The 25,046-nt window shown below is 44.1% G+C and carries 26 protein-coding genes; 13 read left to right on the top strand and 13 right to left on the bottom strand.

What is annotated here, in order from left to right:
• Positions 1 to 70: 70 nt before the first annotated feature.
• From BM257_RS01100 to BM257_RS01070, 7 genes are all read right to left on the bottom strand, one after another.
• Entirely contained in the window at positions 71 to 655 is a 585-nt protein-coding gene (locus BM257_RS01100) for a P-loop NTPase family protein (protein ID WP_092067368.1), read from the bottom strand.
• Positions 656 to 662: 7 nt separating this feature from the next.
• On the bottom strand, positions 663 to 1,418 hold the full coding sequence (locus BM257_RS01095) for a cyclic nucleotide-binding domain-containing protein (protein ID WP_143096695.1): 756 nt from the start codon (positions 1,416 to 1,418) through the stop codon (positions 663 to 665).
• Positions 1,419 to 1,433: 15 nt separating this feature from the next.
• Positions 1,434 to 1,730, bottom strand: coding sequence for a helix-turn-helix domain-containing protein (locus BM257_RS01090; RefSeq protein WP_092067364.1), 297 nt, complete (start codon positions 1,728 to 1,730; stop codon positions 1,434 to 1,436).
• Positions 1,731 to 1,894: 164 nt separating this feature from the next.
• Positions 1,895 to 2,869 carry a hypothetical protein gene (locus BM257_RS01085; protein ID WP_092067362.1) on the bottom strand — a complete coding sequence of 325 codons (975 nt, stop codon included), beginning with the start codon at positions 2,867 to 2,869 and terminating at the stop codon, positions 1,895 to 1,897.
• 89 nt (positions 2,870 to 2,958) lie between these two features.
• Positions 2,959 to 3,981: a nucleotidyl transferase AbiEii/AbiGii toxin family protein gene (locus tag BM257_RS01080; RefSeq protein ID WP_092067360.1), complete on the bottom strand. Its 1,023-nt coding sequence runs from the start codon at positions 3,979 to 3,981 to the stop codon at positions 2,959 to 2,961.
• On the bottom strand, positions 3,956 to 4,579 hold the full coding sequence (locus BM257_RS01075; RefSeq protein WP_092067358.1) for a DUF6088 family protein: 624 nt from the start codon (positions 4,577 to 4,579) through the stop codon (positions 3,956 to 3,958). Before BM257_RS01075 ends, BM257_RS01080 begins: the two co-directional genes overlap by 26 nt.
• A 94-nt stretch (positions 4,580 to 4,673) precedes the next feature.
• Complete coding sequence (locus tag BM257_RS01070; RefSeq protein ID WP_092067356.1) at positions 4,674 to 6,161, bottom strand: phage integrase SAM-like domain-containing protein; 1,488 nt, start codon at positions 6,159 to 6,161, stop codon at positions 4,674 to 4,676.
• A 508-nt stretch (positions 6,162 to 6,669) separates the two neighbouring features.
• Between BM257_RS01070 and BM257_RS15010 the strand changes: the two genes are divergently transcribed.
• From BM257_RS15010 to BM257_RS01015, 11 genes are all read left to right on the top strand, one after another.
• On the top strand, positions 6,670 to 7,563 hold the full coding sequence (locus BM257_RS15010) for a GNAT family N-acetyltransferase (RefSeq protein WP_218154486.1): 894 nt from the start codon (positions 6,670 to 6,672) through the stop codon (positions 7,561 to 7,563).
• Positions 7,538 to 7,840 (top strand): MBL fold metallo-hydrolase, encoded by a 303-nt coding sequence (locus tag BM257_RS15245; protein ID WP_177215970.1) that lies wholly within the window; start codon positions 7,538 to 7,540, stop codon positions 7,838 to 7,840. Before BM257_RS15010 ends, BM257_RS15245 begins: the two co-directional genes overlap by 26 nt.
• A 111-nt stretch (positions 7,841 to 7,951) precedes the next feature.
• A complete protein-coding gene (locus BM257_RS01055; protein ID WP_091838643.1) occupies positions 7,952 to 8,569 on the top strand; it encodes a NapC/NirT family cytochrome c in 618 nt (205 codons plus the stop codon).
• 41 nt (positions 8,570 to 8,610) lie between these two features.
• Positions 8,611 to 10,170: an ammonia-forming cytochrome c nitrite reductase gene (gene nrfA, locus BM257_RS01050; RefSeq protein WP_092067354.1), complete on the top strand. Its 1,560-nt coding sequence runs from the start codon at positions 8,611 to 8,613 to the stop codon at positions 10,168 to 10,170.
• On the top strand, positions 10,170 to 11,063 hold the full coding sequence (locus BM257_RS01045; protein ID WP_073211482.1) for a cytochrome c biogenesis ResB family protein: 894 nt from the start codon (positions 10,170 to 10,172) through the stop codon (positions 11,061 to 11,063). Before nrfA ends, BM257_RS01045 begins: the two co-directional genes overlap by 1 nt.
• Complete coding sequence (ccsA, locus tag BM257_RS01040; protein ID WP_073211487.1) at positions 11,060 to 11,851, top strand: cytochrome c biogenesis protein CcsA; 792 nt, start codon at positions 11,060 to 11,062, stop codon at positions 11,849 to 11,851. The genes BM257_RS01045 and ccsA overlap by 4 nt, the downstream gene beginning before the upstream one ends.
• A 6-nt stretch (positions 11,852 to 11,857) precedes the next feature.
• On the top strand, positions 11,858 to 12,373 hold the full coding sequence (locus BM257_RS01035) for a pyridoxamine 5'-phosphate oxidase family protein (protein WP_028913134.1): 516 nt from the start codon (positions 11,858 to 11,860) through the stop codon (positions 12,371 to 12,373).
• Positions 12,370 to 12,900, top strand: coding sequence for a nitrous oxide-stimulated promoter family protein (locus tag BM257_RS01030; RefSeq protein WP_092067352.1), 531 nt, complete (start codon positions 12,370 to 12,372; stop codon positions 12,898 to 12,900). Before BM257_RS01035 ends, BM257_RS01030 begins: the two co-directional genes overlap by 4 nt.
• A complete protein-coding gene (locus BM257_RS01025; protein WP_073211496.1) occupies positions 12,901 to 13,287 on the top strand; it encodes a C-GCAxxG-C-C family protein in 387 nt (128 codons plus the stop codon).
• Positions 13,288 to 13,296: 9 nt separating this feature from the next.
• Entirely contained in the window at positions 13,297 to 13,587 is a 291-nt protein-coding gene (gene yaaA, locus BM257_RS01020) for a YaaA family protein (RefSeq protein WP_092067350.1), read from the top strand.
• Positions 13,588 to 13,719: 132 nt separating this feature from the next.
• Positions 13,720 to 14,022, top strand: coding sequence for a helix-turn-helix domain-containing protein (locus BM257_RS01015; protein ID WP_092067348.1), 303 nt, complete (start codon positions 13,720 to 13,722; stop codon positions 14,020 to 14,022).
• 200 nt (positions 14,023 to 14,222) lie between these two features.
• Here the strand turns inward: BM257_RS01015 and dcm are convergent, their stop codons facing one another.
• A complete protein-coding gene (gene dcm, locus BM257_RS01010; protein WP_092067346.1) occupies positions 14,223 to 15,944 on the bottom strand; it encodes a DNA (cytosine-5-)-methyltransferase in 1,722 nt (573 codons plus the stop codon).
• Complete coding sequence (locus BM257_RS01005) at positions 15,944 to 17,401, bottom strand: MutH/Sau3AI family endonuclease (protein ID WP_092067344.1); 1,458 nt, start codon at positions 17,399 to 17,401, stop codon at positions 15,944 to 15,946. The genes dcm and BM257_RS01005 overlap by 1 nt, the downstream gene beginning before the upstream one ends.
• Positions 17,402 to 17,553: 152 nt before the next feature.
• Here BM257_RS01005 and BM257_RS15065 point away from each other — a divergent pair, with 152 nt between their 5' ends.
• The gene (locus BM257_RS15065) at positions 17,554 to 17,679 is read left to right on the top strand and encodes a hypothetical protein (protein WP_255405417.1); all 126 of its coding nucleotides are present in this window, start codon (positions 17,554 to 17,556) and stop codon (positions 17,677 to 17,679) included.
• Positions 17,680 to 17,735: 56 nt separating this feature from the next.
• On the opposite strand, the gene BM257_RS01000 is transcribed toward BM257_RS15065, so the two are convergent.
• From BM257_RS01000 to BM257_RS00980, 4 genes are all read right to left on the bottom strand, one after another.
• A complete protein-coding gene (locus BM257_RS01000) occupies positions 17,736 to 19,178 on the bottom strand; it encodes an AAA family ATPase (protein ID WP_092067342.1) in 1,443 nt (480 codons plus the stop codon).
• Positions 19,179 to 20,376: 1,198 nt separating this feature from the next.
• A complete protein-coding gene (gene bcp / locus BM257_RS00990; RefSeq protein WP_092067338.1) occupies positions 20,377 to 20,829 on the bottom strand; it encodes a thioredoxin-dependent thiol peroxidase in 453 nt (150 codons plus the stop codon).
• A 41-nt stretch (positions 20,830 to 20,870) separates the two neighbouring features.
• Positions 20,871 to 22,562 carry a GH35 family beta-galactosidase gene (locus BM257_RS00985; protein ID WP_092067336.1) on the bottom strand — a complete coding sequence of 564 codons (1,692 nt, stop codon included), beginning with the start codon at positions 22,560 to 22,562 and terminating at the stop codon, positions 20,871 to 20,873.
• Between the two features lie 140 nt (positions 22,563 to 22,702).
• Positions 22,703 to 23,608: a helix-turn-helix domain-containing protein gene (locus tag BM257_RS00980; RefSeq protein WP_177215968.1), complete on the bottom strand. Its 906-nt coding sequence runs from the start codon at positions 23,606 to 23,608 to the stop codon at positions 22,703 to 22,705.
• Between the two features lie 159 nt (positions 23,609 to 23,767).
• Between BM257_RS00980 and BM257_RS00975 the strand changes: the two genes are divergently transcribed.
• On the top strand, positions 23,768 to 25,042 hold the full coding sequence (locus tag BM257_RS00975) for a TolC family protein (RefSeq protein WP_092067332.1): 1,275 nt from the start codon (positions 23,768 to 23,770) through the stop codon (positions 25,040 to 25,042).
• Positions 25,043 to 25,046 lie beyond the last annotated feature (4 nt).

The following is a 25,046-nucleotide window of genomic DNA, read 5'->3' as shown; positions in this document are numbered from 1 at the left end:
TGGTATAGTAAGCTACACCATTATTGCTAATGGTCGCCCCTGTCCGCCACGTTACTATACATCCCGAATGTTACGGTGTTCTGAAAGACAGCCCCTGATAGTTAAGGATAAGCATCATCTCGTTAAAACGGTCTGCTATTCTGATACCATAGAGCATGCGGATTTGTGGTGGGGTTAGGTTGGTTGTCACCATGGTGAAAAGCATCCTGTTATAGCGATATGACAAGAGATCTATCACAGGAGTGACACGGTTGCCATAGCTAATCAGTGTAGGCTCTTCCTCGCCAAGGTCATCAATCCCAAGCATATTGGTTTGCTGTAGATGTAAGTATTCTTTAGAGTCAACTTTTACTTGGTTATAGATGAACTTGGCGCTTTCTATTCTCATCCCGTATGTGCTAAATGTTGTATTACCTATCAGAGGAATCTCAAGACTCCTTATGAGATTCTGCAGGGCATACATCATTGTGCTCTTGCCGTTACCTACGCCACCACACAGCATAATACCGAATTTGTTGGTAGGCTTGGTGAACAACTCGGCTATCTGCCAGATATGATTATGCAGTTCTTCACTATTGACATAAGTATTACCACGCTTTTCTACCTCTACTTGGAACGCCACTTCGATATTAAGAGCAGCTTCCTCTGTTGACATCGGGAACTTAACAATACCCGGTGTAGTCTTCTGGCCTATTAGCTTCGATCTTAATTGTGCTAATTTGGCCATTGCACTTTGATTCATTTCCATAATAATTCTTGTATTTGTATTTAATCCAGTTAAAAACATACTCACGACAGTCAGCCTCTTCTTTTCCCTTACAGCCCTTATGTTCCTGTTCTGAGAAGAATTCTCTAACTTTGTCTTTCAACTCTTCGCCATTAAGAATAATCTTATTCTTGGCCAGTCGTTCAGATAATCCAAGGAGCCAAGAATTGTCATTCAACAATTTTTCCATTAGCTCTGAAAGAGTCAACACAACTTTTGAATTGGATGAAGGAGATTGTTTTTCTTCTCCTACTTCTTTTGTTGTATTTTCTTCTTTTATATTGGAATGGGGCAACGATTGGGGCAACTCGGAAGCCAATGATTCGGTCAACTGTTGAGTCATCAGTTGAGACAACGATTGAGATTGTTCTTCCGAAAGACGGAGGGTGTACAATGCAGGCTTGCCTTTGCCTTCACCTTTAGAAAAGTCAATCAGCCCTCTCTTTCTAAGTCCATCTCTTGCCTTCATTACGTTCTGTTTAGAAGTATTCAGCCGTGCCGCCAGCATCTGGGTACTGACCTTAAAAGGTGATGCCCAGTGTTGGCGGTTGGCCTCATACAACAGATAGAAGTAGAGAACGCCCTCACTCAGAGAGCATGGATCATTCTCATTCTCGAACCAGAAATGATTCATGTAGTCATAGATACCCATAGCCTTACACATTTACTATCGGTGACCATACTTTGCCAACTTCCCAGACTTGATAAGTATGTTGACTTCCTGCTTTGAGTATAGGTTCTTGCGTCCTACCTTCTGACATTTCAAAATGCCAGACTGCTCAATTCTCCAAAGAGTAGGATAAGCAATGTGCAGAAGTTCACATAGTTCATCACGTGTATAAAACCCCTCATCTTCGGGTTTCTCCCCGAAGTTACCGATGTTCTTCTCATTGAGGCATCGGCTAACAGTTCTGTAGATAATGTCCTCGAACTGCTCTTCATTTAATACTACTATATTTTCCATAATTTATTGAAATTAATTTTTGTGCTGCAAAATTATCCCAATAAATTCAGAGAAATAAAAAGGGGAAACGAGCCACGTTCGCAATATATTGGTTATCAATATATTGCGAACGTGGCAGGGGAAATGGTCTGGGGAAGATGAGGGGATAGATTCCCGTCAAAACATCACTTTGTCAAGTAATAGAACTCTTTTTCAAGCCCTTTTGTGTCTTTTAACTTTGCTGGTTTGTAATCAGGATTATGCTCACAGCCCACAATCTGGCAGAAATATTTGTACCAGTTTGTAAAAGAATTGGGCTTCAGTCTCGACATCTTATCACTATTATATATAAGGTGGGCTATCTTGGCATATTCCAAAACGCTTCTTTTCTTGGCCCTATCAGTCAAACTATCTTCAAGTTGCTTGTAGTAATCGATGTTACCAGTACCAATACCTCTAAACGGCGCTGTAAAATGCTCTGCAAAATCTTTTGGAAGATGATAACTGCCTATCTCATTTCGCAGTGATTCCACTTTCTCCTTGAAATCGTTTTCAAGGTCAATAACTGTCGGCATCTTGCCAAATTCATCCATTAAGAGATCTGCGCTGTAGAGGATTCTACGTTTGATTTCTTTCTTCTGAGCTTCATTGAATACACGGCTGTCAAACGAGTCTGTTAGAAGATTGACGCAATAAATGTATTCAAGTCCTATACGACAGAGAAATTCTTCGTATCTCTCGGCATTACTTGGATGGGTGATACCATATTTCACAAGCAAGTCCAAATAGGTGGCCTTTATCTTCTTGATATTGCATAACTCAGACATGTTGATGGTATATTTCAGGAAGTCGTCACCAATCTTATTAAGAATCAGGTCAAGATTCACAAAATTGTTATAGTAGAGATTGCGAACCTCTTCATTTACCTTGTCAACCACAACAATCATATTGTTATGCACGATTTCTGTTGACATCTTAGCGTAGCAGCAATAGTAATCACGAAACATCCTTTCAGTCATTTCCCTCTCTACTGCAGACATGGATTCATAATCAGATTCATTGGGGACATACTTCGGCATAAAGCCCATATCCTCAACAGTAGTCTTTACCTCCTTCAGTTTTTTTACAAAGTCATCCCATAAGGGTGTTCCTATTGGCATAATGTGTTATCCTGTAATTAATAATATCTACGAAATTTTTGCAATATTTCCCACATTTTGTGGATTTGTATTATCTTGTCTCGACACGTCTACATGTTTCGTAATCTCTGTTGTAATTCCTGAATCCGCTGCATTAGATGATCAAAATCCAATGACCTTCCATAAATGAAGTATCGCTGCATATTGGAATAATCCTGTCGCCAGTCATCCTGCACGTTCTCTGGTGGCAGAATGTTAATGGTGTCTGGGTGATGCAATGAGTAGTCCACATATCTTAGCGCATAGTAGGCTTTTCGATGTTCAATGATGGCATCATATAAAGTTTTGTCCGCTAATGCAGACTTACCAAACTCAGAATCCATAAGACGCTCAAGGTCATAGAGATGGCGGGACATCCTGACACTTCGAGGCTTGTCCTTCTGAAATTCCTCTGCCAACAAGAATATCTTCTCCAAGAAAGTACGAGTAGGCACTACAGTTTTGATTCGGCATACAGCATCTGTATCATCATCAGGGAATGTCCCGCATATAAGTGAACGTATTTCACGCTCCTCAACTGGCTCGTCCATAGAGAGACAGCTTATCTCAATCTTCACCCTGGGCGGGATGTAGTCAATCTTCCGAGTGAGAAGACTGTCGTAGTGAAGCACGATGACGGTTGGATCTTTGTCGCTATCAATAGGAACAAGTTCACCTTCCCTGTTTTCTACATGAGTGATGTTCTCTATCTGGTAGCCTGTGATACCCATGGCCTTTAAACGTTCATCAAGTTGACCTGACAAAGTGCTTTGGATATAGGCTCTCGACAACTTGCGCAGCTTATCGCGTTGACTCTTGTTGGACTTATTGACGCCAAAGAATGAATGACTGATAGCCAGGTCAATATCTTCAGAAAATCTTTCAATCAATCCCCAGCCTTTGCTAAGACTGGTACCGCCTTTGAATATCAAGCTTTCTGCACAATCCGCCTGGAATAGTGCCTTTAATGTGACACTAACCCACCAGTCCTTTTCAATTGCCGCCCGTCCAATACCAGGATGACTCTCTTCGGTCTTTTCCAACATGTATGAACGGTCGGTATCGTTATTATTTATCCAAAGTGTTTGTTTCATTACTTTTCTTAATTATAATAGGTGATATCATTTTTCGCATCCATATAGGAACCATCATTAGATCCTGACGAAGCTTGTCTTGTTCTGGTTCCATTCGAATGAGTTTTCTTATTTGAGATAGTTCTGTTTCGCCAACGTTATCCTTACCCAGTGCTCTGAGAGCTTGAACAAGATAAGCCATTAGTGTGGTTTTATATGCAAAATTACGTGGAACACCACGCTTGAATACAATGGTTTGATTACCCAGATTGATAGTTCTACCACTACCGTTAGTAAGGAATGTATAGGTCATTGGGACTTGTGTAGATAGTCCCAATTCATTAAGTGCAGTCTCTCCAACGGGAAGAATCACGGCATTGTCGCGTTTCGCAATACTCTCTGCTATCTGAATTATAGATGGCTTAACCGCTCCAAACCTGCTCAGCTTAGGCCTATAGTAGATGCCCTGAGCCAACTTGACAATTACATTGTCTTCTACGAGTTTAGTCAGCACATTTCCCACAAACTCCACATTATATTGCGGAAAGTCTGTCCTGAAAAGAACATTTCCAGGAGGAATTTCTTCTATGATTTGTCTGAGTGGTTTGTCTTCTGTCATACCTTTGAAATTTTTGCAATATTTCCCACTTTTTGCTGCAAAAGTACAGCTTTTATTTTATACGGACAATTTTTTGCAGAAAGAAATGAAGAATTTAACACTTGGCATTACCTTTTTTCTTCTTGGCTCCCTTGGCGGCGAGAATTTTGTCACCAACTCTCTGGGCCTGTTCTGAGATTCCAATACGGATATAGTTCTCAAAAACCTTTTGAGATTGATGTCCTGTTATACTACGGATTTCCTGATCAGAGAGCACATCTAATTTATATAAGTTGGTGGCTCCACTTCTTCGCGCTGTGTGAGAAGTAATAAGTTCATACTTAGGACGAATAATCTCGCCATGCTTATTCCGTTCAAATAATGGTGCGCCGTTGCGCTTCTCTGCGAGCTTGCTTAATTTGCCAAACCATTTGCGTTCATTCTCAGTAAACTTGGAGCCCGATTTCTTTTTCTTCAACAACTTTGTGTATGTCTTTTCCGATCGTTTCTCAACAGCAGTCAACACTGTGACATATTTCTCTTGGAACGACGGAGTACTTTCTGCTAAGATGGCAGCCACTGCCTTAATCTTCAGATTCATTTTCTGCTCCGATATTTCTGGGAAGTCGTAGTTGTACTTGTCGCATAGTTCATATACCCGATCATCGACTATGGGTACATTGACAGTTCTTCCTGTCTTTTTCTGAATCAATGTAATTTGTCCAAGTCCTTTGTCGTAGGTTACGAAATTTTCTTCACGAAGCCTACAGTAGTCGCTATAACGCTGGCAACTAAAGTAACCAAGAACAAAAATATCGCGGACTATCTCATTTTCACCTGTCAGTTCCAGATTATAAAGAGCATCTATTTCCTCTTCGGTCAGATATATCTCGGCTCGTTTCTCATCTTCCTTCACCGTTCTATCCTTCCACACCTTAAGGGAAACAGCATTCTTGTTGTAGCCCTCCATAGCAGCAAGGTTACAGAGCTTTCGGAAGCAAGTAACATTCTTGTTGATTGTGTTCGGCATAAAATCCTTCTTCTGAAGGAACTGCGTAAACCCGTCGGCAAATGGCTTGTCAATATCATCAAAGGTTACATTCCCGCCACAGTATTCATGAAGATACCTTCCAAATGTTTTCCATACTTGGACGGATCCGGCAGAATACTCAGAATTGCTACCATGACTGATGGAACCATCGGATATGCCTGCAAAGAAGTTTTCATAGAACTGTACGACATACTTCCTCGACTTTGCTTCTGCAATCTTTTTAACCTGCTGGATTTCCTCAGTGCCACCAGTAACGATATTGTTCATGGCTTCTTCGATAATAGCCTTATCTTCTTTGGTGTTTATCTTCCCTTCGGCATAAAGCGTATCAACTGCTTTCATCACTCGCATCTGAAGGTCATGAACCTTAGCACCTTCCTCCGTCTGCTCATAACGCTGCATGGCTGAAAAACTACGTTGTGCCTTGTTCCATTCCCTGATGTCAACTTTGATGCCCGTGCAGACATACATCTGCATACCGTTGCGTCTTATCTTAGTGTAAAGGGGTGCTTCGCCCTCTTCTCGTTTTGATCTTAGAAAAAACTGTGCCATATAATTATTCGTTTAACTGGGTGCAAAGGTACAATAATTCTTCGAAAGTTGCACCCAATTTGCACCCAATTTTTGTTGTTTAACGAATTTTATACATCCTGTTACCTTTCAATCCTTTTATGTAACTTATTGGTATTTAGTTTCTTATAATTTCTAATAATTTCTGTTAGTTTCATATATTCAGGTTCAAGCCCATCCTGAAGCGCCAAAGAAATCAAGGAGTTAGAGAAATCTAACTCCTTTTTTCATGTTCAGATTTTAGGCAGGGAACACCACGGGAACACGCAGTCGTTTGTTTGAGCATCAATTAAGGGCATTCTTATACGTTCAAATGCTATCCGATGATATTACATTTTAATATGAATCGAGGACGGTTTTTGTCTAAACTATCTTGATGTTACCCATCTATAAATCCTAATAATTCACAAATTCAGCCATAAATTACTCATAAAACCTCAGAATTTATCAGAAATGACTAATTTTGCAACATCTTTTAGGAGAATTGACTATGCACAAGGAGAAATTCATGATCTATCGGAGGGATGCGAAGAAGGGCGAGGCCACCTATTCGCCGAAGTCGCACTCTGCCCCACATTTCGAAGGCCATTACATAGAGGGTATGGAGGAATGGGCATCGTGGTACTGCTTCAACAAGAAGGATGATGGAACCTATGAAGCCGAGCTTGACGAAGCCTGGAACGAAGGCAGTCATTATGGCGGAGGAACCATCAACGTGGATATTCCCAAGGAGTGGTTCGCTCTTTCCTACGTTGACTTCCTCGAACATGTTATCACCCTTGCTGCAGCAAAGCATTATGGTTTTACCGTAGATGACCTGAAAGAGAGAAAAGGATTGAAACAGTTCTTTGGTTTTAAAGATTCAATTAATCTTATCAGACTCTCGGAGGAGCATACCATCGCTTTCAAGGAAGAAATGCAGGAGGCATTCCAGCATGGATTTATGGCATATTACAAAGACGATAATCAGTGGCAGGTGCTACCTGACAAGGACTTCTACCAATCATTAGAGGCAGAAGGTGCCGAAGCCTACGAAGCCATCAGCGAGGATGGCCAACGTGTGGGCGGTGCCATCATTACCGTTAACGGCGTTATAGGCGAGTTGGCTTTCCTCTATGTGAAGGTGGGTGTTCAGAGCAAAGGTATCGGCCAAGCCATCAGGAAATCTATAGAAGCCATGCATCCTGAGATAGAAGTATGGGAAACCTGTACTCCGTATTTCGACCGCCGGAATATCCACTTCTACATCAACCGCTGTGGCTTCCATGCCGTTGAGTTTTTCAATGAGCATCACCCAGACCCCAATATGCCTGAGCAGTTCGACCAAGAGGACGGACTTTTCAAGTTTGAAAAGAAAAATGACGCTGACCTACATCTTCCATAGTGGCTTTGTGCTCGAAACGGAGCAGTCCATCCAGGTATTCGACTACTGGCTTGATCCCAGTGGTGTGATGGACAGCGTGATACAGAGCGAGAAGCCCATGTATGTCTTCTCCAGCCACTTCCATGAAGACCACTGGAGAAAGTCACCAAGGCCATTGAGGTCTCGTAAGCAGATGCCACTAGACACAAGATCAAAGCCCCGACCTGCATTTGCAAGCCGGGACTTTTTGGATATAAATGGTATGGCAAACAGTTATGCCACTGAGTGCATGATATGACGGGCTGTTCAGATTTGAGAAGAGAATGGCGGATTAACAATTATTATGTCCTATAATTAGGCAGTTTGGAATATTTTCCGTATATTTGCAATATAAATATACCTATAACGAATGAAGCTGAAAGATTTTTTTGCTTTTAAAGACTGGCTATCGTATCGACAGAAGGTGGGTTTGCTGGTGATAGCAGGCGTCGTATGCGGCCTCGGCGGATTGTTTATGTATCTGCTTAGGGCGCATACTTATTTTATAGGTGACAACCCGTCGGCCTGCGTCAACTGCCACATCATGACGCCTTACTATGCTACGTGGAGCCACTCCTCTCACGGACGTATCGACCATCAGTCAAACGGTGCCACTTGCAACGATTGCCATGTGCCCCATCAGAATCTCGCCGTATATTACGGTTTCAAGGCAGTCGACGGTTTAAAGCACACAGTGTATTTCGTGGGCCACATGGAGCATCAGGCCATCAAGGCCGAGAAGCTAACAGGTCAGGTAGTGATGGACAATTGTATCCGCTGCCACACACAGCTGAACACGGAGTTTGTGAAGACAGGCCGCATGGGCTATATGCAGCAGTTGGCTACAGGCGGCAAGGTGTGCTGGGACTGTCATCGTAACGTGCCCCACGGTGGCATGAACTCGCTGATGGCAACACCTGGAGCCGAGGGGGTGACTCCCCTACCACCATCGCCTGTGCCGGAATGGCTTCAGAATATGATGAAATGAAAAATTCAACAAACATCGCAAATAAATAAAAAAGAAATATTATGGCAAAGCAATTGAAAAAATGGCAAGGTTGGATACTCTTCGGAGGATCTATGGCAGTAGTCTTTATCCTGGGACTGCTTGTGTCGTCGCTGATGGAGCGCAGGGCCGAGGTGGCCAGTGTGTTCAACAACAAGCGTACTGTGTTTGAGGATGAAATAATCGCTCAGAACGAGAAGTTCAAGGCTGACTATCCGCGTGAGTACGAGACGTGGGCGATGACAGAGGACACCACGTTCAAATCAAAGTACAACTCGTCGCAGGAGGTAGATGTGCTCGAGCAGCGTCCTGAGATGGTGGTGCTGTGGGCTGGCTATGCCTTCTCGCGCCACTACAATACCCCTCGTGGACATAAGCACGCCCTTGAGGATATGCGCAAGATTTTGCGTACGGGTAATCCAGGCATTATGGTAAAGACTGCCGATGGAAGCGATTCTATCGCCGTAGATATGCAGCCCGCCACCTGCTGGACGTGTAAGGGACCCGATGTGCCTCGCATGATGCGCGAACTGGGTAATGGTAAGGATCAATTTGATCCTGCTAACTTCTATGCTAAGAAGTGGAGTGAGTTAGGAGCTGAAGAGGTGAATACCATCGGCTGCTCAGACTGTCACGATGCCCGCACCATGGATTTGCGCCCTGCCCGTCCTGCCCTCTACGAGGCCTTTGCCCGTCGTGGTCTGGATGTGAAGAATGCTACCCATCAGGAAATGCGTTCGCTGGTATGCGCTCAGTGCCACGTGGAGTACTACTTCATCAAGCCTAACGACGAGAAGAATCCCGGCAAGGCCAACTATCTGGTATTCCCGCACGACAAGGGATTAACCTGCGAGGCTGCCGAGGAATACTACGACGAGATTGGTTTCTACGACTATATCCATCCGCTATCTGGCACGAAGATTCTGAAGGCTCAGCATCCGGGTTGGGAGATGTCGCAGCACGGTATCCATGCTCAGCGCGGCGTATCGTGTGCCGACTGTCACATGCCCTATAAGCAGGAAGGTGGCGTGAAGTTCTCTGACCACCAGATTCAGTCGCCATTGGCCAAGATTGACCGCACTTGTCAGACCTGTCACCGTCAGGATGCCGAGGTGCTGCGCCAGAATGTGTACGACCGTCAGGAGAAGTGCAACGAGGTGCGCAACCGTGCCGAGCAGGAACTGGCCCGTGCCCATTTCGAGGCTAAGTTCATCATCGACAAGGGAGCTACAGAGGCTGAGATGGCTCCTATCCAGGCTTTGTTGCGCAAGAGCCAGTGGCGTTGGGACTATGCCATCGCCTCTCATGGTGCTACTTTCCATGCGCCTCAGGAAGTTACCCGTCTGCTCTCCCACTCTGTCGACTATGCCCAGCAGGCCCGTTTGCTCATCGCCCGCGTAGCCGCCAAGCACGGACATACCGAAGCCATCCCTGTGCCTGATTATAGCACCAAGGCAAAGGCTCAGGCTGCCATCGGTCTCAACATGCAAAAGCTGAACGAGAACAAGCAACGCTTCCTGCAGGAAATCGTGCCCAAGTGGATTGAAGAGGCGAAAAAGAACGGAAAACTGATTGAAATCTGATGTGGACGAAACCCTGGACATTTAAGGAAGGCTTCCTCATTGGAGGAGGCCTTATCTTTGCAGGACTGATGCTGGAACTGAGCGTGGGTCCTGTGATGTGGGATGCATTTGCGTGGCCAGCTAACGCCATTGTGCTGGCAGGATTCTTTGTGATGTTGACAGCGATGGCGTACTTGCGTAAAAAAATATATGCCTTCCAATGGATGACAACGTATCAAGCAGCCATCCCAGCTATGGTATATGCTGTTGCGCTGACCATTATCATGGGACTGACACGACAGCAAGCAAACGGCACGTGGCTGAACAATATGCTGTCGTTCTGGCCGTTCGTACTTATTTATGTGTATATCACGGTGATTCTGGGACTCACCATCCATCGCAGATTACGTCAAATATTCAGAGGTGAGTGGTCGATGAAGCGCGATGTACCTTTCTTATTGAACCATCTCGGCCTTTTCATAGCATTGACCACTGCCACGCTTGGCAATGCCGACATACAGCGCGTAAAAATGATTTGTAGCGTTGGCGAACCTGAATGGCGCGCAATGGAGCAAGGAGGTGCTATCAAAGAAATGGATCTGGCCATCGAACTGAAGAAGTTCATCATGGAAACCTACGACGACGGCTCGGCCAAGCGCTTTGCTTCGGAGATACAGATACTGACGAAGACGGGCAAGAATATCGAGACTACCATTGATGTGAACATGCCCTACGAGGTGGACGGCTGGAAAATCTATCAGTACGGCTACGACACGCAGATGGGGGCTCAGAGCCAGATATCAATACTCGAACTGGTGAGCGACCCGTGGCTGCCATTTGTCTATACAGGTATTTATATGATGCTGGCAGGAGCGGTTTGTATGTTTGTTATTGGTGGGAGGAAACGCGTATGAGTTGGGAGCATTTTATATATTTCGCAATTGCAGCGGTACTGCTTTGGGCCGTGGGTGCATGGGCTGCGTGGAAGAGTAAAACTGGTATGGCCTACGCGACAACTGTCTTGGGCTTGCTCTTTTTCTTCTCGTTCATCCTCTCTATGTGGATCTCGCTGGAGCGACCGCCACTGCGCACGATGGGCGAAACGCGACTCTGGTATTCGTTCTTCCTGCCGTTGGCGGGTCTCATCGTCTATTCGCGCTGGAAGTACAAGTGGATCCTGTCGTTCTCGACCATTCTCGCCCTGGTATTTATCTGTGTAAATCTGTTCAAACCGGAGATACACGACAAGACGCTGATGCCCGCCCTTCAGAGTCCTTGGTTTGCGCCACATGTTATCGTCTATATGTTCGCCTACGCCGTACTCGGTGCGGCGGCAGTGATGGCTATCTATCTGCTCTTTATCAAAAAGAGTGACATCGCTGACCAAGAGTTTGACATCACGGACAACCTCGTTTATGTCGGTCTTGCCTTCCTCACCATAGGCATGCTTTTTGGTGCCCTATGGGCCAAGGAGGCATGGGGCCACTACTGGTCGTGGGATCCTAAAGAAACGTGGGCTGCCATCACTTGGCTAGCCTACCTCATCTACGTCCACTACCGCCAGTTACAACTCCATCGTGAGCGGCTGGCCCTTTGGATAATCATCATATCGTTCGTACTCTTACAAATGTGTTGGTGGGGTATCAATTACCTGCCATCAGCCCAAGGTTCAAGTGTACATACTTATAGCATTAGTGAATAAACAACTATGAGAAAAGCAAGTAGAGAGATGGATGCCGCCTTCGCTTTGGAGGTGTTAGATAAGGCACCATATGTTACAGTCAGCATGATTAAATCAGATGGGAGTCCATACGGATTACCTCTGTCGTTGGTACGCACAGACGAGAAAACCTTCTATTTCCATTGTGCCTTGGAGGGTGACAAGTTGGACTGCATCCGTCACTGTCCGACTGTATTCCTCTCGGCAGTTACTAAATGTGCGCCTACGGTTGGCCCTAAAGATGGAAGTTTTACGCTACAATACAAATCTGCAACCGCCGTAGGCAAGGCAGAGATTGTGACAGACCACGAAGAGAAGATTGCTGGTCTGAGAGCTATCTGCCAGCGTTTTCTCCCTCATCATATGGATGCTTTCGATGATGCTATTGCCAGAAGTCTCGAACGGACAGCAGTGGTTAGGATTACTCTGACTGAACCTCCCGTTGGTAAGCGTAAACAGTATGATAAACAGGGTGAAGAAATGAAATATGGCAGAATGAAATGACCAGGATTGAGCAAGAGAAGCGAATAGTCCGTAAGATGATTGAGCTGTATTGTCGCCATCATCTTCATCAGGACACAATGCCGGATGAATACTTGCATCTGGCAGACTTCGCTTGTCGTCGTCTTGATCATTGCACGTATGGCGAACAGAAGACAGCTTGCAAGGATTGTCCTACCCATTGCTATGCTCCTAAAGAGCGCGAGGCCATCCGTGAAGTGATGCGCTGGGAAGGGCCAAGAATGATATGGTATGCCCCAAAGGATGCCTTCATTCATTTTTTTCATATAGTGAAACACTGGCTCCAGTCGCTCTCTTTCAGAACTGGTGTTATTGTTCTTTTGTGCTGCATACCCTTCTATATCCTTTCCTTCGCCCAGATGCTGCTACCAACAAGTGTTGCTGCAAAGGGATTCTTATGGACTATACTATTCGGATTGGCTAAGACCTGTCAATATGGAGGTCTTACAATTCTTGGTGTTGAGGGCTACAAGCGGTTAAAAAATAAACTCAAAAAGAAAAAAGAATAAATGGAAACAAGAAAACAAATAGCAGCAGAGAAAAAGAGGTGCAACAGCCATAATTGCGCCCAAGCAATTCTTCACACCTACGCAGATATAGCTGGAATCAGTGAGGATGAAGCCATGAACATTGCTGGGGCTTTTGGTGGTGGTATGGGAAATATGGAAGGTACATGTGGCGCACTTGTTGGATCTGGCCTCGTTCTGGGATTAGTTAACAAAGATAAGGCAAAGTCCATGAAACAGATGCGTCAGATAATGACCAAGTTCCAAGAGAGAAACGGAGCCACACAATGCAAGCTGCTGAAAGGTATCGGAACAAAGGTGGTACTCAGAGAATGTCCTGACTGTGTAGCTGATGCAGCAGAATTTCTTGAAGAACAATTAAATGGGTAGAAGTCAAATATGCAGATAATACTCGCTTCCGCAAAGATAATGAATGACCGCTCGGCGACGAAAGGAGACGCTTGCCAGAGCAAGAAGGTAAAGTCATCCCCCGACATTAGCCTGTCATCACCTCGTTTCCAGAATGAGGCAGATTGTTTTGCGAGGGACATGATTCAATATTCAGTTGAGACGATAGCCGAAATGCTGGGCTGTAGCCAGCAGATTGCCTCTCAGAACAGGTTGCGGTTTATGCGGTTTTTTGAAGACGCCCAATGTCAGAAGGGACAGGTACCTGACATCACTTTTTAAGTATCAGTTCCTATAATATCATGACATTCAGAGATACTTTGGCAAGCGTTTTATAGAGTATCATAGCACGTTTTGAATAAAAATCTCCTCAAAAAGTTGCATAATCCGACAACTTTTGCTAACTTTGCACCCATGACAAACAATCACAAAATCGTTGACTACGATGCCGTTCTTGATGCCAAGTTCGGTAAGGAAGGTACTCCCGAACGTGCAAGAGCCGAAGAGGCTGCCTATTCGTTCTATTCAGGTCAGATACTTCAGGATGCTCGCAAAGAGGCTAAGATGACTCAAAGCGAACTAGCTGAGCGTACACAGACCACAAAATCATACATCTCAAAGATAGAAAATGGCGTCATTACCCCCAGTGTTGGTGTATTCTACCGTATCATTGCCGCCCTCGGAATGAGGGTGGAAGTGGTGAAGCCTGTGTATTAAACATACAATAAAAATATTGACGAACCGATTATGACCACTCAAGACACTGAGACAATGGATCTTGAAAAAGCACGTGAGTTACTGCATCAAATGGTGAAAGAAGTATACTCACAATCATAGTAATGTATACATATAAAATCAGTCTTCAATGCTACCATTACTATCAGTGGGCAATTTGTAAATTATATAAATCACTGATATTACTCTCTAAAAATCTTCCCTAATAATGTATCCTTAAACCAATACCTATTAAGCTTTATCATTTCATAATTTGGTAGGCTCTCTAAGTATTCCAATTCAAACACAAGTCTTGGGTCTTCATCTTTTGACTCTGGATGTATTTCTGCCTTACTCCCAACCCTAGCCACACGAATCAAATATAGGTCACGAACACCTTTTTCCTTAATATAAGGCATGAAATAATAGAGTTTATTCAATGCCACTGTCGAAGGGAATGAAGAAGTCTTACCTGTATAATATATCTTTGTAGGCTCTTCTTTTAAGAAATAATCTTCATTGTCTTTCTTCACAAGGCCAATTAGCAAATGCTTTGCTTTATCAAGAGTATATTCTTTTTTTGGACGATTTACTACAAATATAGGTTTCTCATCAGCAAATAGCCCTAAGTCCAGCATTGGTTTTGCATCACGTTTTATAAATATAGGACGCGAAGATACAGGAGCCTCGTCATAGATGAACTGATATAGGCTCTTCCCTATCTGTTCAACAATACCACATACTAAAGCATTTCCCATCAAGAAAGCACGTCTGCCATCAGTAACTTCAGGATGATATGTATGATTGTCTGGAAACATGTTCATACGTTCTAACTCGATAGGCAACAAACGACGATAACGACCAGACTTTGTCTTAACTACATGTTTAAAACGTGAAGGTGCAGTTCCACCCTCCCCTGTTATAATAGTTCGAGACGGTTGGTCTAAATAGTCAGGGAAAGCCATTCCACCCTCGGAAAAGACATATTCATATCCTTCTTTTGATACACGATTAATCTTCTTTGCTCCCTTCTCGTATTTCCATTTTGGTAAATCCTCTTCTGAAATAAAGAAATCTTCTGGCACGAGATTCTCATCAACCAAATTTCCTCCCAGCGTTTGACGTGGACCATCGTATACAGGTTCTGCATCAACAGAATAGACATGACGATTCATCATCACACCTGCATTGCCAAAGGGACTTACTTTCTTTCCTTTATTAAATTTGGCAGAAACTTGCTGAATAGTACCTTCAATATTAAATTCTGACAATGTGCCAGGCTTTGCTTTATACTCAAATGCTTTAGCTAATACACCATCAAATTCAACCCAGTCTGCCATTGATTCCATTTTCTGGGCGATAACTGTATCTGTTTGGTATCCGACAATATAGGTTCTTCTTCTACGTTGTGGCATTCCATAATCTGCAGCATTAATGATACGCCATTCTACAATATATCCCAAATCTGCCAAAGAAGCCAGAATAATAGCAAAGTCACGTCCTCTTTGTGTTGCTGGTGAATTTAAAAGGCGATCTACATTCTCAAAGAAGATATACTTCGGACGTTTGTCTCCTTTTTCAAATAATATACGATATATCTGCCACCATAGAACTCCCTTTTTACCTTCAATTCCACCAGATTTGCTTAAAGAAGCAGCAACGGAATAGTCTTGACAGGGAAATCCACCAACAAGTAAATCATGGTCTGGTATTTCTGTAGTTGGTACCAAGTTTATATCTTTATTAGAATGCCCTTTCTCTCCAAAACGTGCACGATACACCAATGATGCATCTTGATGCTGTGTGGAAGGTTCCCACTGATTATTCCATACAGTCTCATAAGCATCTGACGCACCTTCAAGTCCGATGCGGAAGCCTCCTACACCAGCAAACAGTTCTACAACACGAATAATATTCTTTGCCATTATTTTATTAGTTCTTGTACATATTTCTTATCGAGCCAAATATATTGAGGCAGCATTTTCAGACCGTTTATTTCAAGGGTCTTATATTTATCCAAAGTCTTAGATGCGCCTCCTCTAACAAATACTTTATGGGTTGCAAGTTTTGGGAAATTAGGTGATTCCATAATAGTGCCAGATTTATTAATCCTCACGCTCCCATCCTTTTTCGTTTTTTGTACAATCTCAAGTTTTTTGTTTGTAATAAGGTTACGCACATCATCCCAAGTTTTCTTCACATTCTCCATAATAAACTTCTCGTCAAAGAATACTCTCTTGAAGCCTTCAAATACAACATCACAGCCAATATGCTTATAAATAATTAGAAGAAAATGATGCCCTGCAAAGTAATCGTAGATTGCTGATTCCTCAAATTCTGACTCTTTCGTCCAATCAACAAGATTTGGTAAGAATAGTTTCATATCTTCTTTCCCCTTACCATTAGATAACAAAGGGACACTCTTAGCAATAATCCCTATCTTGGCGAAATCCTCTATATCATTTAATTTCGAAGCATGACCTCCAAACATTTTCACGACAGCACTCTCTGCAAAGTTTTTCACATCCAATTTAATGTCAACTCTTAGTTCTTTAGCCATCTGCTTGAATGTCTTACCTTTGTATCTTAATGTCATTAGTTGGCATTTTCTGTCAATGTCTGCATATTTACTAATGCGTTCATTAAGTTTCTCAAAATGTTTCTTCGAGAAATATTGGTCGGCAATAACGGTTGCATAAGCCCGCTTGAGACGGAATCTTGGATTGTTTGGAAACTTTGGTGCCGTGTCTATTAACATCAGTTTGCCTCGCAATTCATGAGAAAGACGTGGGTATTGCTCCTCTCGCTTACTCTGAGAATGGTATTCACGGTGAATCATAATCAGAAAGTCGCGAACCAATAGCCAGTCTTGCCTCAGCAACACTTTGTCTTCCTCGCTGAACTCGTAAAATTGGTATCCCAATATAGGGAAATCCTTATACCCATCCAATTTTACAGTCACAGGCGACTTATACCAATAGTACACCCAAATCATATGGGCAAGTTTGTGCCAGAAGTTAGAGGTTTCAAACTCCTCATTAACAATAACAGGAATTGAAACAGCGGTAATACTTACGGGTTCTTTACACTCATAGACATAGATCGAATCTTTTTTCTTTGGCTCAATCATTCCTGTTGTCTTCAATTCCGTCTGTACACCATCAACTATAATGTCTGGTTTCTGTTCACTATCTTTTTTGCATCCAAGAACAGACTCCTCAATGATGTCACCTGCTATTCCTTTTACTTTGTCTCTACCCTCATGATGAGCAAACAATCCATGAGTATCCACCTGTAACAAAGTTTTACCAATAGTTACTTTCAACAAGTTTTCAACTTGTTGCCTTGTAAATATTCTAGTTGAATTTTTCACCTCATTCATTTTGATTTTCTATATTGGGTACAAAAATACAAAGAATTTTTGAATAAATTCTCAATCGTTAAGAAAAAGCATACAAAAAATATATCCGCAGAAATAGATCAAATTCTTTTGACTATCCCGGCTTGATCTCCTACCTTTGCCGAAAAATGGTTATGAAAGAAAAGAAATGGATTAAGACGGAGCAGATGCTCGAAGCGTTGAAGAATGACCCAGATAAAGAGCATGAGTATACTCACTATCTTGGAAGTTGTCTCCACTCTATTCATCGCTTCCGTTAGAATTGCATTACCCAACCTGCGAGCCTTAACTGCCATGATAATTATGCAGATCCATTTTATGCGATAAATAACCCATCCAAAGTAACCTCGCTATGGACAAGACTTGAATGCTTCCCATTAGCCACGCCAAATGTTGTAACGAAGGTATGTACTAACGTCTGCTTGTTCTTAGTCTTTTCTTTGAATAGTGCCATTCTGGTACGAAGCTTCTCCTCATAATCGGCAGTAATCCTATATTCACTTTGACTGAATTTCATTTCACAAAGATGGATAATTCTGTCGGCTCGTTCAATAATGAGGTCTATTTGAGAGCCTCGAACAGCTTTCTTTTTGTCTGCCTGGTCGAACCATGCGGAAACCTCAGTGGCAACACCACCAATGTTTAAAGCCTGCCGTATTTGACGGATATGCATCAGACACAATAACTCAAAAGTAAGACCCTGCCACGACTCCACACTATGTGAGATCGAGTGATGTTGCCACCACTGTTCATCGTATGAATCCTTAAATATCTCAATGTACTTTATATAGAATAGGGTATAGAAGTCTGTCAGTTTATAAATGGCATCGTTGCTATTCTTCCCATAGTATCTGAACTTCATGATGAAGTCGCAACGCTCAAGATTGTTAAGCATCTTTGCAAGTCGCTTCCCATCTATTGAGGTCGTTTTCGCAATCTCACTACTTGTCATTCCGCAACGTCGCTCTGCTAACAATCGTACAATGTCCACGTACTTATCGGCATTGGTAAACAGGGCATTGTAAAGTTCATCAAACTCCAGTCTGAGTGCTCCACCACGTGCAAAACAGAGCCTGTCAACATTTTGCGTAAGACTATCTTTAGTGTCCAAAAGACTTAAGTAGAATGGGACTCCACCAAAGAACATATAGCACTGCGCTATTTGGAATCTGTCCCACAAGCATCCACGTCCCTGTAGATACTGCTCGGTCTCATTCAAAGTAAATGGACGAAGGTATATCTGGCAGGTTATGCGGGCATGTAAGCCTCCCTGATTTTCCACAAGATTGTCAATCATCCATGATGTAGCTGAGCCGCTGGCAATAAACATAATGTCTTTACGGCGTGCCGCCCACCCATTCCAGAAGTTTTCAAATGCTTCTGTGAAGTTGGAACGAAGCGAGTCTATCCAAGGCATTTCATCGATAAACACCACTTTCTTCCTTGCTAATGGTAAAGATTCAAGATATTCCTCTAGGGTGTCAAATGCATCAAACCAGTCGGCAAACTTACGTAGAGCCCGCTCCTTCATTGCTTTCTTCAATACCTTGGCAAAATTACGGAGCTGGATGCGCTGTGATAGCTTGTGGCCACCGACAAAAGTAAAGTCATACGTTTCATTGAAGAATTGGTCTACCAAAAATGTTTTACCAACACGTCGTCTTCCATAAACGATGACAAGTTCTGAACGATCGGAGTCCAAGCATCGTTGTAACTCTGCCATTTCACGATCTCTACCTATAATATTGCGACTCTCCATAATTACCGTCTTTTATAATTTGGTGCAAAGGTACAACTATTTTTTAAAACTAGCACGAAATCCAACTTTTTTCTAATGTTTTTGTGAGGAAAAAGTTGCTTCTCGTGCATATTTTCATCATTTGACTGGTTGACAGTTGAAACCGCTTAGTGTTTTTCTACTTATCAACCTGTTTTTCGCTTCCATAGCAGCCTTAATCTTATCGCCTACTCTTTGGGCCTGCTCCGAGATGCCTATCCGGATGTAGCCCTCAAAGTTCTTCTGCGACTCGTGACCGGTTATACTACGGAGTTCCAGGTCCGACAGCACACCTAATTTATATAGGTTAGTGGTACCGCTCCTTCGTGCCGTATGTGAGCATATCGGCAAATCGCAATGCATACTTGATGTAATAAATGTGCTGTTGCATAAAATCCTGCTATCCCTGCTACAATGTGGTTGGAATGCCGATGTATAAAGGGCGTACCTTTCTCCCTCGAAGGGCGTACCTTTCTCCCTCGAAGGTAGGCACAAACACCCCGTCACTAGTAACCTGTTATCTATACGGCAAGCATTTCAGATTACAGATTACAGTTAGCGAATTTCAGATTTCAGATTTCAGTAAGTGAATTTGACAGTTTGACAGTTGACAATTAGTGAGAGTCAACTTTTCCAGGGTAAGCGTCAACGTTCTTAGAAAAAGCGTCAACGATTCCCCGGGTAGGGTGTCAACCTTTTCCGTATGGTAATGGCAGTCCCAGTCTCAGAATCTCAGTAAGCAAACGCAAACAAACAAACAGTAAACAGTTTGTTGAGTCGTACTAAAAAAGTTGACCACTATTTTTATTATATATATATTATATATAATATATATATAATAATATATAATATATTAATATATTTATTTTGTGTAGTCATCATTCATTTTCGATTACTGTTTACTGTTTGTTTGTTTGAAAATCCGGTGAAAATGATAAACTGTCAACTGTCAACTGTCAACTGTCAAAACGCTTACTGAAATCTGAAATCTGAAATTCGCTAACTGTAATCCGTAATCTGTAATGCGAGAGATTCCAGTATCTGCGATAGCTTGTTCCAGTATCTCCTTCACCTTGTTCCAATATCTGTTATAGGGGGATTCCAGGCATTGGAATAGGGGTATAGAAGGTATTGGCGACAATGATAGCAGGCATTGGAATGTAAGATTTCGTGCCATTTCTTATCTCTCGAGGATCTGCTCGGCATGTTCCTTTGTCTTCACCTGTTTGCCGACAAAAATCTGTTCTATGATACCCTCCTCATTGATAATAAAGGTAGTGCGGATAGTACCCGTCGTCTTCTTGCCATACATGACCTTCTCGCCCCAGGCACCCATCGCCTCCATCAGTGTCTTGTCCACATCAGCAATCAATGGGAAGGGCAGTTCATGCTTCTCCTTGAACTTCACATGCGAGGCGGCGGAGTCCTTGCTCACGCCAACCACCTCATAACCTGCGCCCTGCAACTCCCCATAGTGGTCCCGCAGGCTGCAAGCCTCCGCGGTACACCCGCTGGTATTGTCTTTCGGATAGAAGTAAAGCACTAACTTACGTCCTTTGTAATCACTCAGACGGATATCCCGTCCCTGTTCATCCTTGCCTAATATCTCAGGCGCCTTGTCTCCAATATTCATCGTTTATCTGTTTAAATGATTCTGTTTACAAAGATAACTATTTAGAAATCATACGTTTTTATGTGTAGAATCTTCCAAGTTCCACAAGGAATCCTGGCATGGCGACCCTGATGATCCTGGTCTCCATTATGCCTTCGGATATATTTTATATGTCCGTTTTCGTCGATTCTCACCTCATCGACAAAGCCAATCCCCACTCGTTTTCCGTTGAAATGGGACTTTTTGGAGTCTTGTATGGTTCTTGTCGCTCCTTCAGTAACAAACCCGTCCTCGCCAAGTACTCTTTCTTCCTCCAATGATTTCTCATAGGCGGTGGCAAAGCTGACGACGACTCCACTACCGGCAAGCAGATATTCGTCATCGGCAAGTCTCATGAGGATGGCGCCTCCCTCCTGCCAGATGGAATCGTTCGTGGCACGGGGATCCCAGGGGAGGGTATAATAATGTCGGCAAGTCATGACGATATTCCCGTCTTTAATGATACGCTCCTTGTCCTGATGATCGAAGAGAAGACCCCATGAGGACCCTCTCTGGTTCCCCCTGTTGAGGGGGAGAAGATGTGAGAGTTGGCGGATAAGGTCGTATGCCTTTGTGATATTCTCTGTCTCACGAGGGGGAGCTTGGTCGATGGCAAAGGGAGAGAAACCAAGGGCGTGATGCTCACCAAAAGCATAGAGGGCACGCGCCCCACTGTTCTCACAGCAACGACTCTCTGGGATAAACAGACGGTTGTTGGGTAGCGCATACTGGTCTGCCCACCCTTTGAACCCCGTGTCATAGATGTCAGGAGCAAGCATGGCGAGCTGAGGAGCGCCGGCATGCCACAGGTCGATGAGATGGGCAAGGGGTCCTGCGGACGGATACTGTCCCGGCAGCCTGCCCCGACTGTTCATGGCGGCATTGACATAGAGGGGTATCTGTGTGTGTTTACGAGCCGTCTCACAGAGTCTTCCCACATATTTCGCATAGTAATATGCCATAAAGATCTCATCCGTATAGAGGTCGTCACCGAAGACGGATGTCCAAGAAGACCCACCTAAATCCTCCCTGTTTAGGGAGGACTTGGGGGTTGTTGCTCCTATGGAGAGCTTTATCCGTTTCTTGAGCCACGGATGCAGTTCTTCCAGATGTTTTTTCAGATAGGTGACAAGTTCCGATGGAACACCTTTTTTGTAGGTTTCATCGGAAAGTTTTGAGTGGTCACGAGCCGATTCCAGCATTCCGATCTCATTCTCCACCTGTATCATGCTGACCACGTCCTGTCCTGTCGCGACGAGATGTTTGATAAGCATCTCGAAGGCACGGTTGTCGGCTTGAAACACATTCTCAGAGAAGGCGCTGGCGATCTCCAAAGGTTTTCCTTCCTTCGTACAAGCGCGGGGAAACCGTTTCGTGTCTTTCTTAAACCACAATGGAGCATAGCATGACATAGAGTTTTTCCATGCTCCAAACCATAGGAAGATGATTTTCAGGTTGTTCTCACGAGCTCGTTGAATGGTACGGTCGATGAGGGTGAAGTCAAACTTCCCCTCCTCCGGCTCGATGAACTCCCAGTAAGCTGGCACCAACACCGTATTCAGCCCTAACGTCCTCATCCGTGGTATTACCTCGTCGACATCCTCTACTGAGGTCACTGCAGAGTTACTTAACTCTCCACCAAGAATCGGTAACTCCTGTGCTTGCAGACCAAACACAGCAGACAATACCACCACTAATAGTTTTGCTCGTTTCATAAGGTTTTAGTTATGCTCCTGCAAAAATAATATATTTTACTGAATTGTCAAATAATTGCCAGTCAAAAAGTGCTTTATTCTTTTAGTTTTCGCTAAAAGTATGATGCCTATCGCTACTATCAAGCCCGGCAAAAGGTCTATTAACTGATAGACTTATACTCGCCGGGAGTCATGCCTGTGAGGCGACGGAAATATTTGGAAAAGAACGAGGGATTGGCGAAATGCATCTCATCAGCAATCTGTGCCGCAGGTTTATCCGTGTGGCGCAGTTCTATTTTGATGCGGGTGATGAGAGCACGGTCTATCCAGTCTTTGGCGGTAGTACCGCTGGTCTTGCGGATGACGGTGCTCAGGTAGCGCTCGGTGAGGCACATGCGGTCGGCATAGTAGCCTATCTGGTGATGTTCGGCACAATGCTGGGTGACCAGTTGTAGGAAGCGGTCGAAAATAGACTGCTCGCGTGAACGGCTGCTTGCCAGTTGATCAGACTGCCGATGGAACAGCTGGTCGTAGTGGTGCATCTGGGCTGCCACGAGGGCTGTGACGGTGGGACGGTGATAGTCGTCGGTAACATGAACCGTTTGCCAGATGGTGTCCAGAATATGTCGTGCAATAGCGATATCCTCTTCGCTGACGAGTAGCTGGAAGTCACGCACCTGACCATTGAATGCCGATGGCATCTGTCCCTGCGCAAAGGGCATGGGGAAGTTGGAAAATAGTCCCATACCGAAGACGCGAAGGTCGGGCGACAGGCGCTTAGGGTGGATGATGGTGCCTGGACCGAAATAGACGAGTGTGCCGCTTTTGAGGTGACGGTCTTGGAGGTTGATGTTGATTTCTACCTCTCCGCTCATAATGATGCCTAAGCGGTGATCGTTGATGGTGAAAGGCGGTCTTTGGCGCATCAGTAGACTGAATACTGTGTGGTCACCGCGAATCATTGTCAGTTCGCTATTCATGAACACATGCTCTCGGATTTGCGAGAGGTGTGGTGTAAGGATGTCGCGCATGCGTGAGACATCCATCAGTTGCGGTTGCCTATTCATAATCAGTTCTTTTTGTTGGCAAAGATAATCATTTTCTGCGAAATGATGCTCTATTTTTATATCAATCGAACAAAAAGGACATTTCTTCATTCTTACAGATAATATTACGATGAAAAAAACATCGTACTTTTGCACTCAGAATTCAATGATAAAGATGATATGAAGAAATTGGTTTTAGCTTTGACGATGCTGCCGATGCTGGCACTGGGACAGACGCTGGAAGAGTGTCAGCAGGCAGCAGAAAAGAATTATCCTCTGATTCGTCAGTATGGACTTATCGAGAAGACCACACAGTTGACGGTCGCCAATATCCAGAAAGGATGGCTACCGCAAGTGTCTGCATCGGTGCAAGCCACGTATCAGAGTGATGTGACAGGGTGGCCCGATGAGATGAAAACGATGATGAGCGGTATGGGCATCGATATGAAGGGGCTGAAGAAGGATCAGTACCGCATGGGCATTGATGTGCAGCAGACCATCTATGATGGTGGTGTCATAGGCAGTCAGAAACGTATAGCCCGTGAACAGGGTAAGATGCAGGAGGCACAGAACGAAGTCAATATCTATCAAGTTCGCAAGCGGGTGAACGAGATGTATTTCGGGCTGTTACTAATCGACGAGCAGATCAAATTGAATAGTGACTTGCAGACGCTGCTGGCAGGCAACGAGCGCAAATTGGAGTCGATGACTAAGCGTGGTACAGCAGCCGAGAGCGACCTGCAGAATGTGAAGGCAGAGCGACTCAATGCGGTGCAGAAAGCCACCGAGCTAATATCGCAGAAGCAGATGCTATTGAGAATGCTGAGTACATTCTGTGGTATGGAGGTAAAAGCCGTTCAGAAACCACAAGTGAAGGCTGATGGCAGAAGTATGACGGCAGATAACCAGAGACCAGAACTGAAGGCGCTGGATGCACAGATAGGTGTGCTGAATGCTCAGGAGAAGGCTCTCGACGCTGCGCTGATGCCGAAAGTAGGTGTGTTTGCTCAGGGTTACTATGGTTATCCTGGCTTGAATATGTTTGAGGACATGATGCACCACAAGTGGAGCCTGAACGGCATCATCGGCGCACGTGTGACATGGAACATTGGTGCCCTCTATACCCGCAAGAATGACAAGGCAAAACTGCAGTTGCAGCGTGATATGACGGAAAACAGCCGGGAGGTGTTCCTCTTCAATAACAACTTGGAACAGATTCAGCAGCGCGAGAACATAGAACGCTACCAGAAACTGATGGTCCGCGATGGAGAGATTATCTTACTGCGCCAGGCTGTGAGAAAAGCGGCAGAATCGAAACTGGCACATGGTATTATCGACGTGAACGACTTGGTGCGCGAGATCAATCAGGAGAATGCTGCCTGTGTGCAGCAGTCGGTGCATGAGATTGAGATGCTGAAAGAGATATACGATAACAAATATACGACAAATAATTAGGCAT

Origin of the sequence: Prevotella sp. tf2-5 (genome assembly GCF_900115435.1) — a bacterium.
In the GTDB taxonomy this organism is placed as follows: Bacteria; Bacteroidota; Bacteroidia; order Bacteroidales; family Bacteroidaceae; genus Prevotella.
This window is presented reverse-complemented; position numbering and strand designations above follow the sequence as displayed.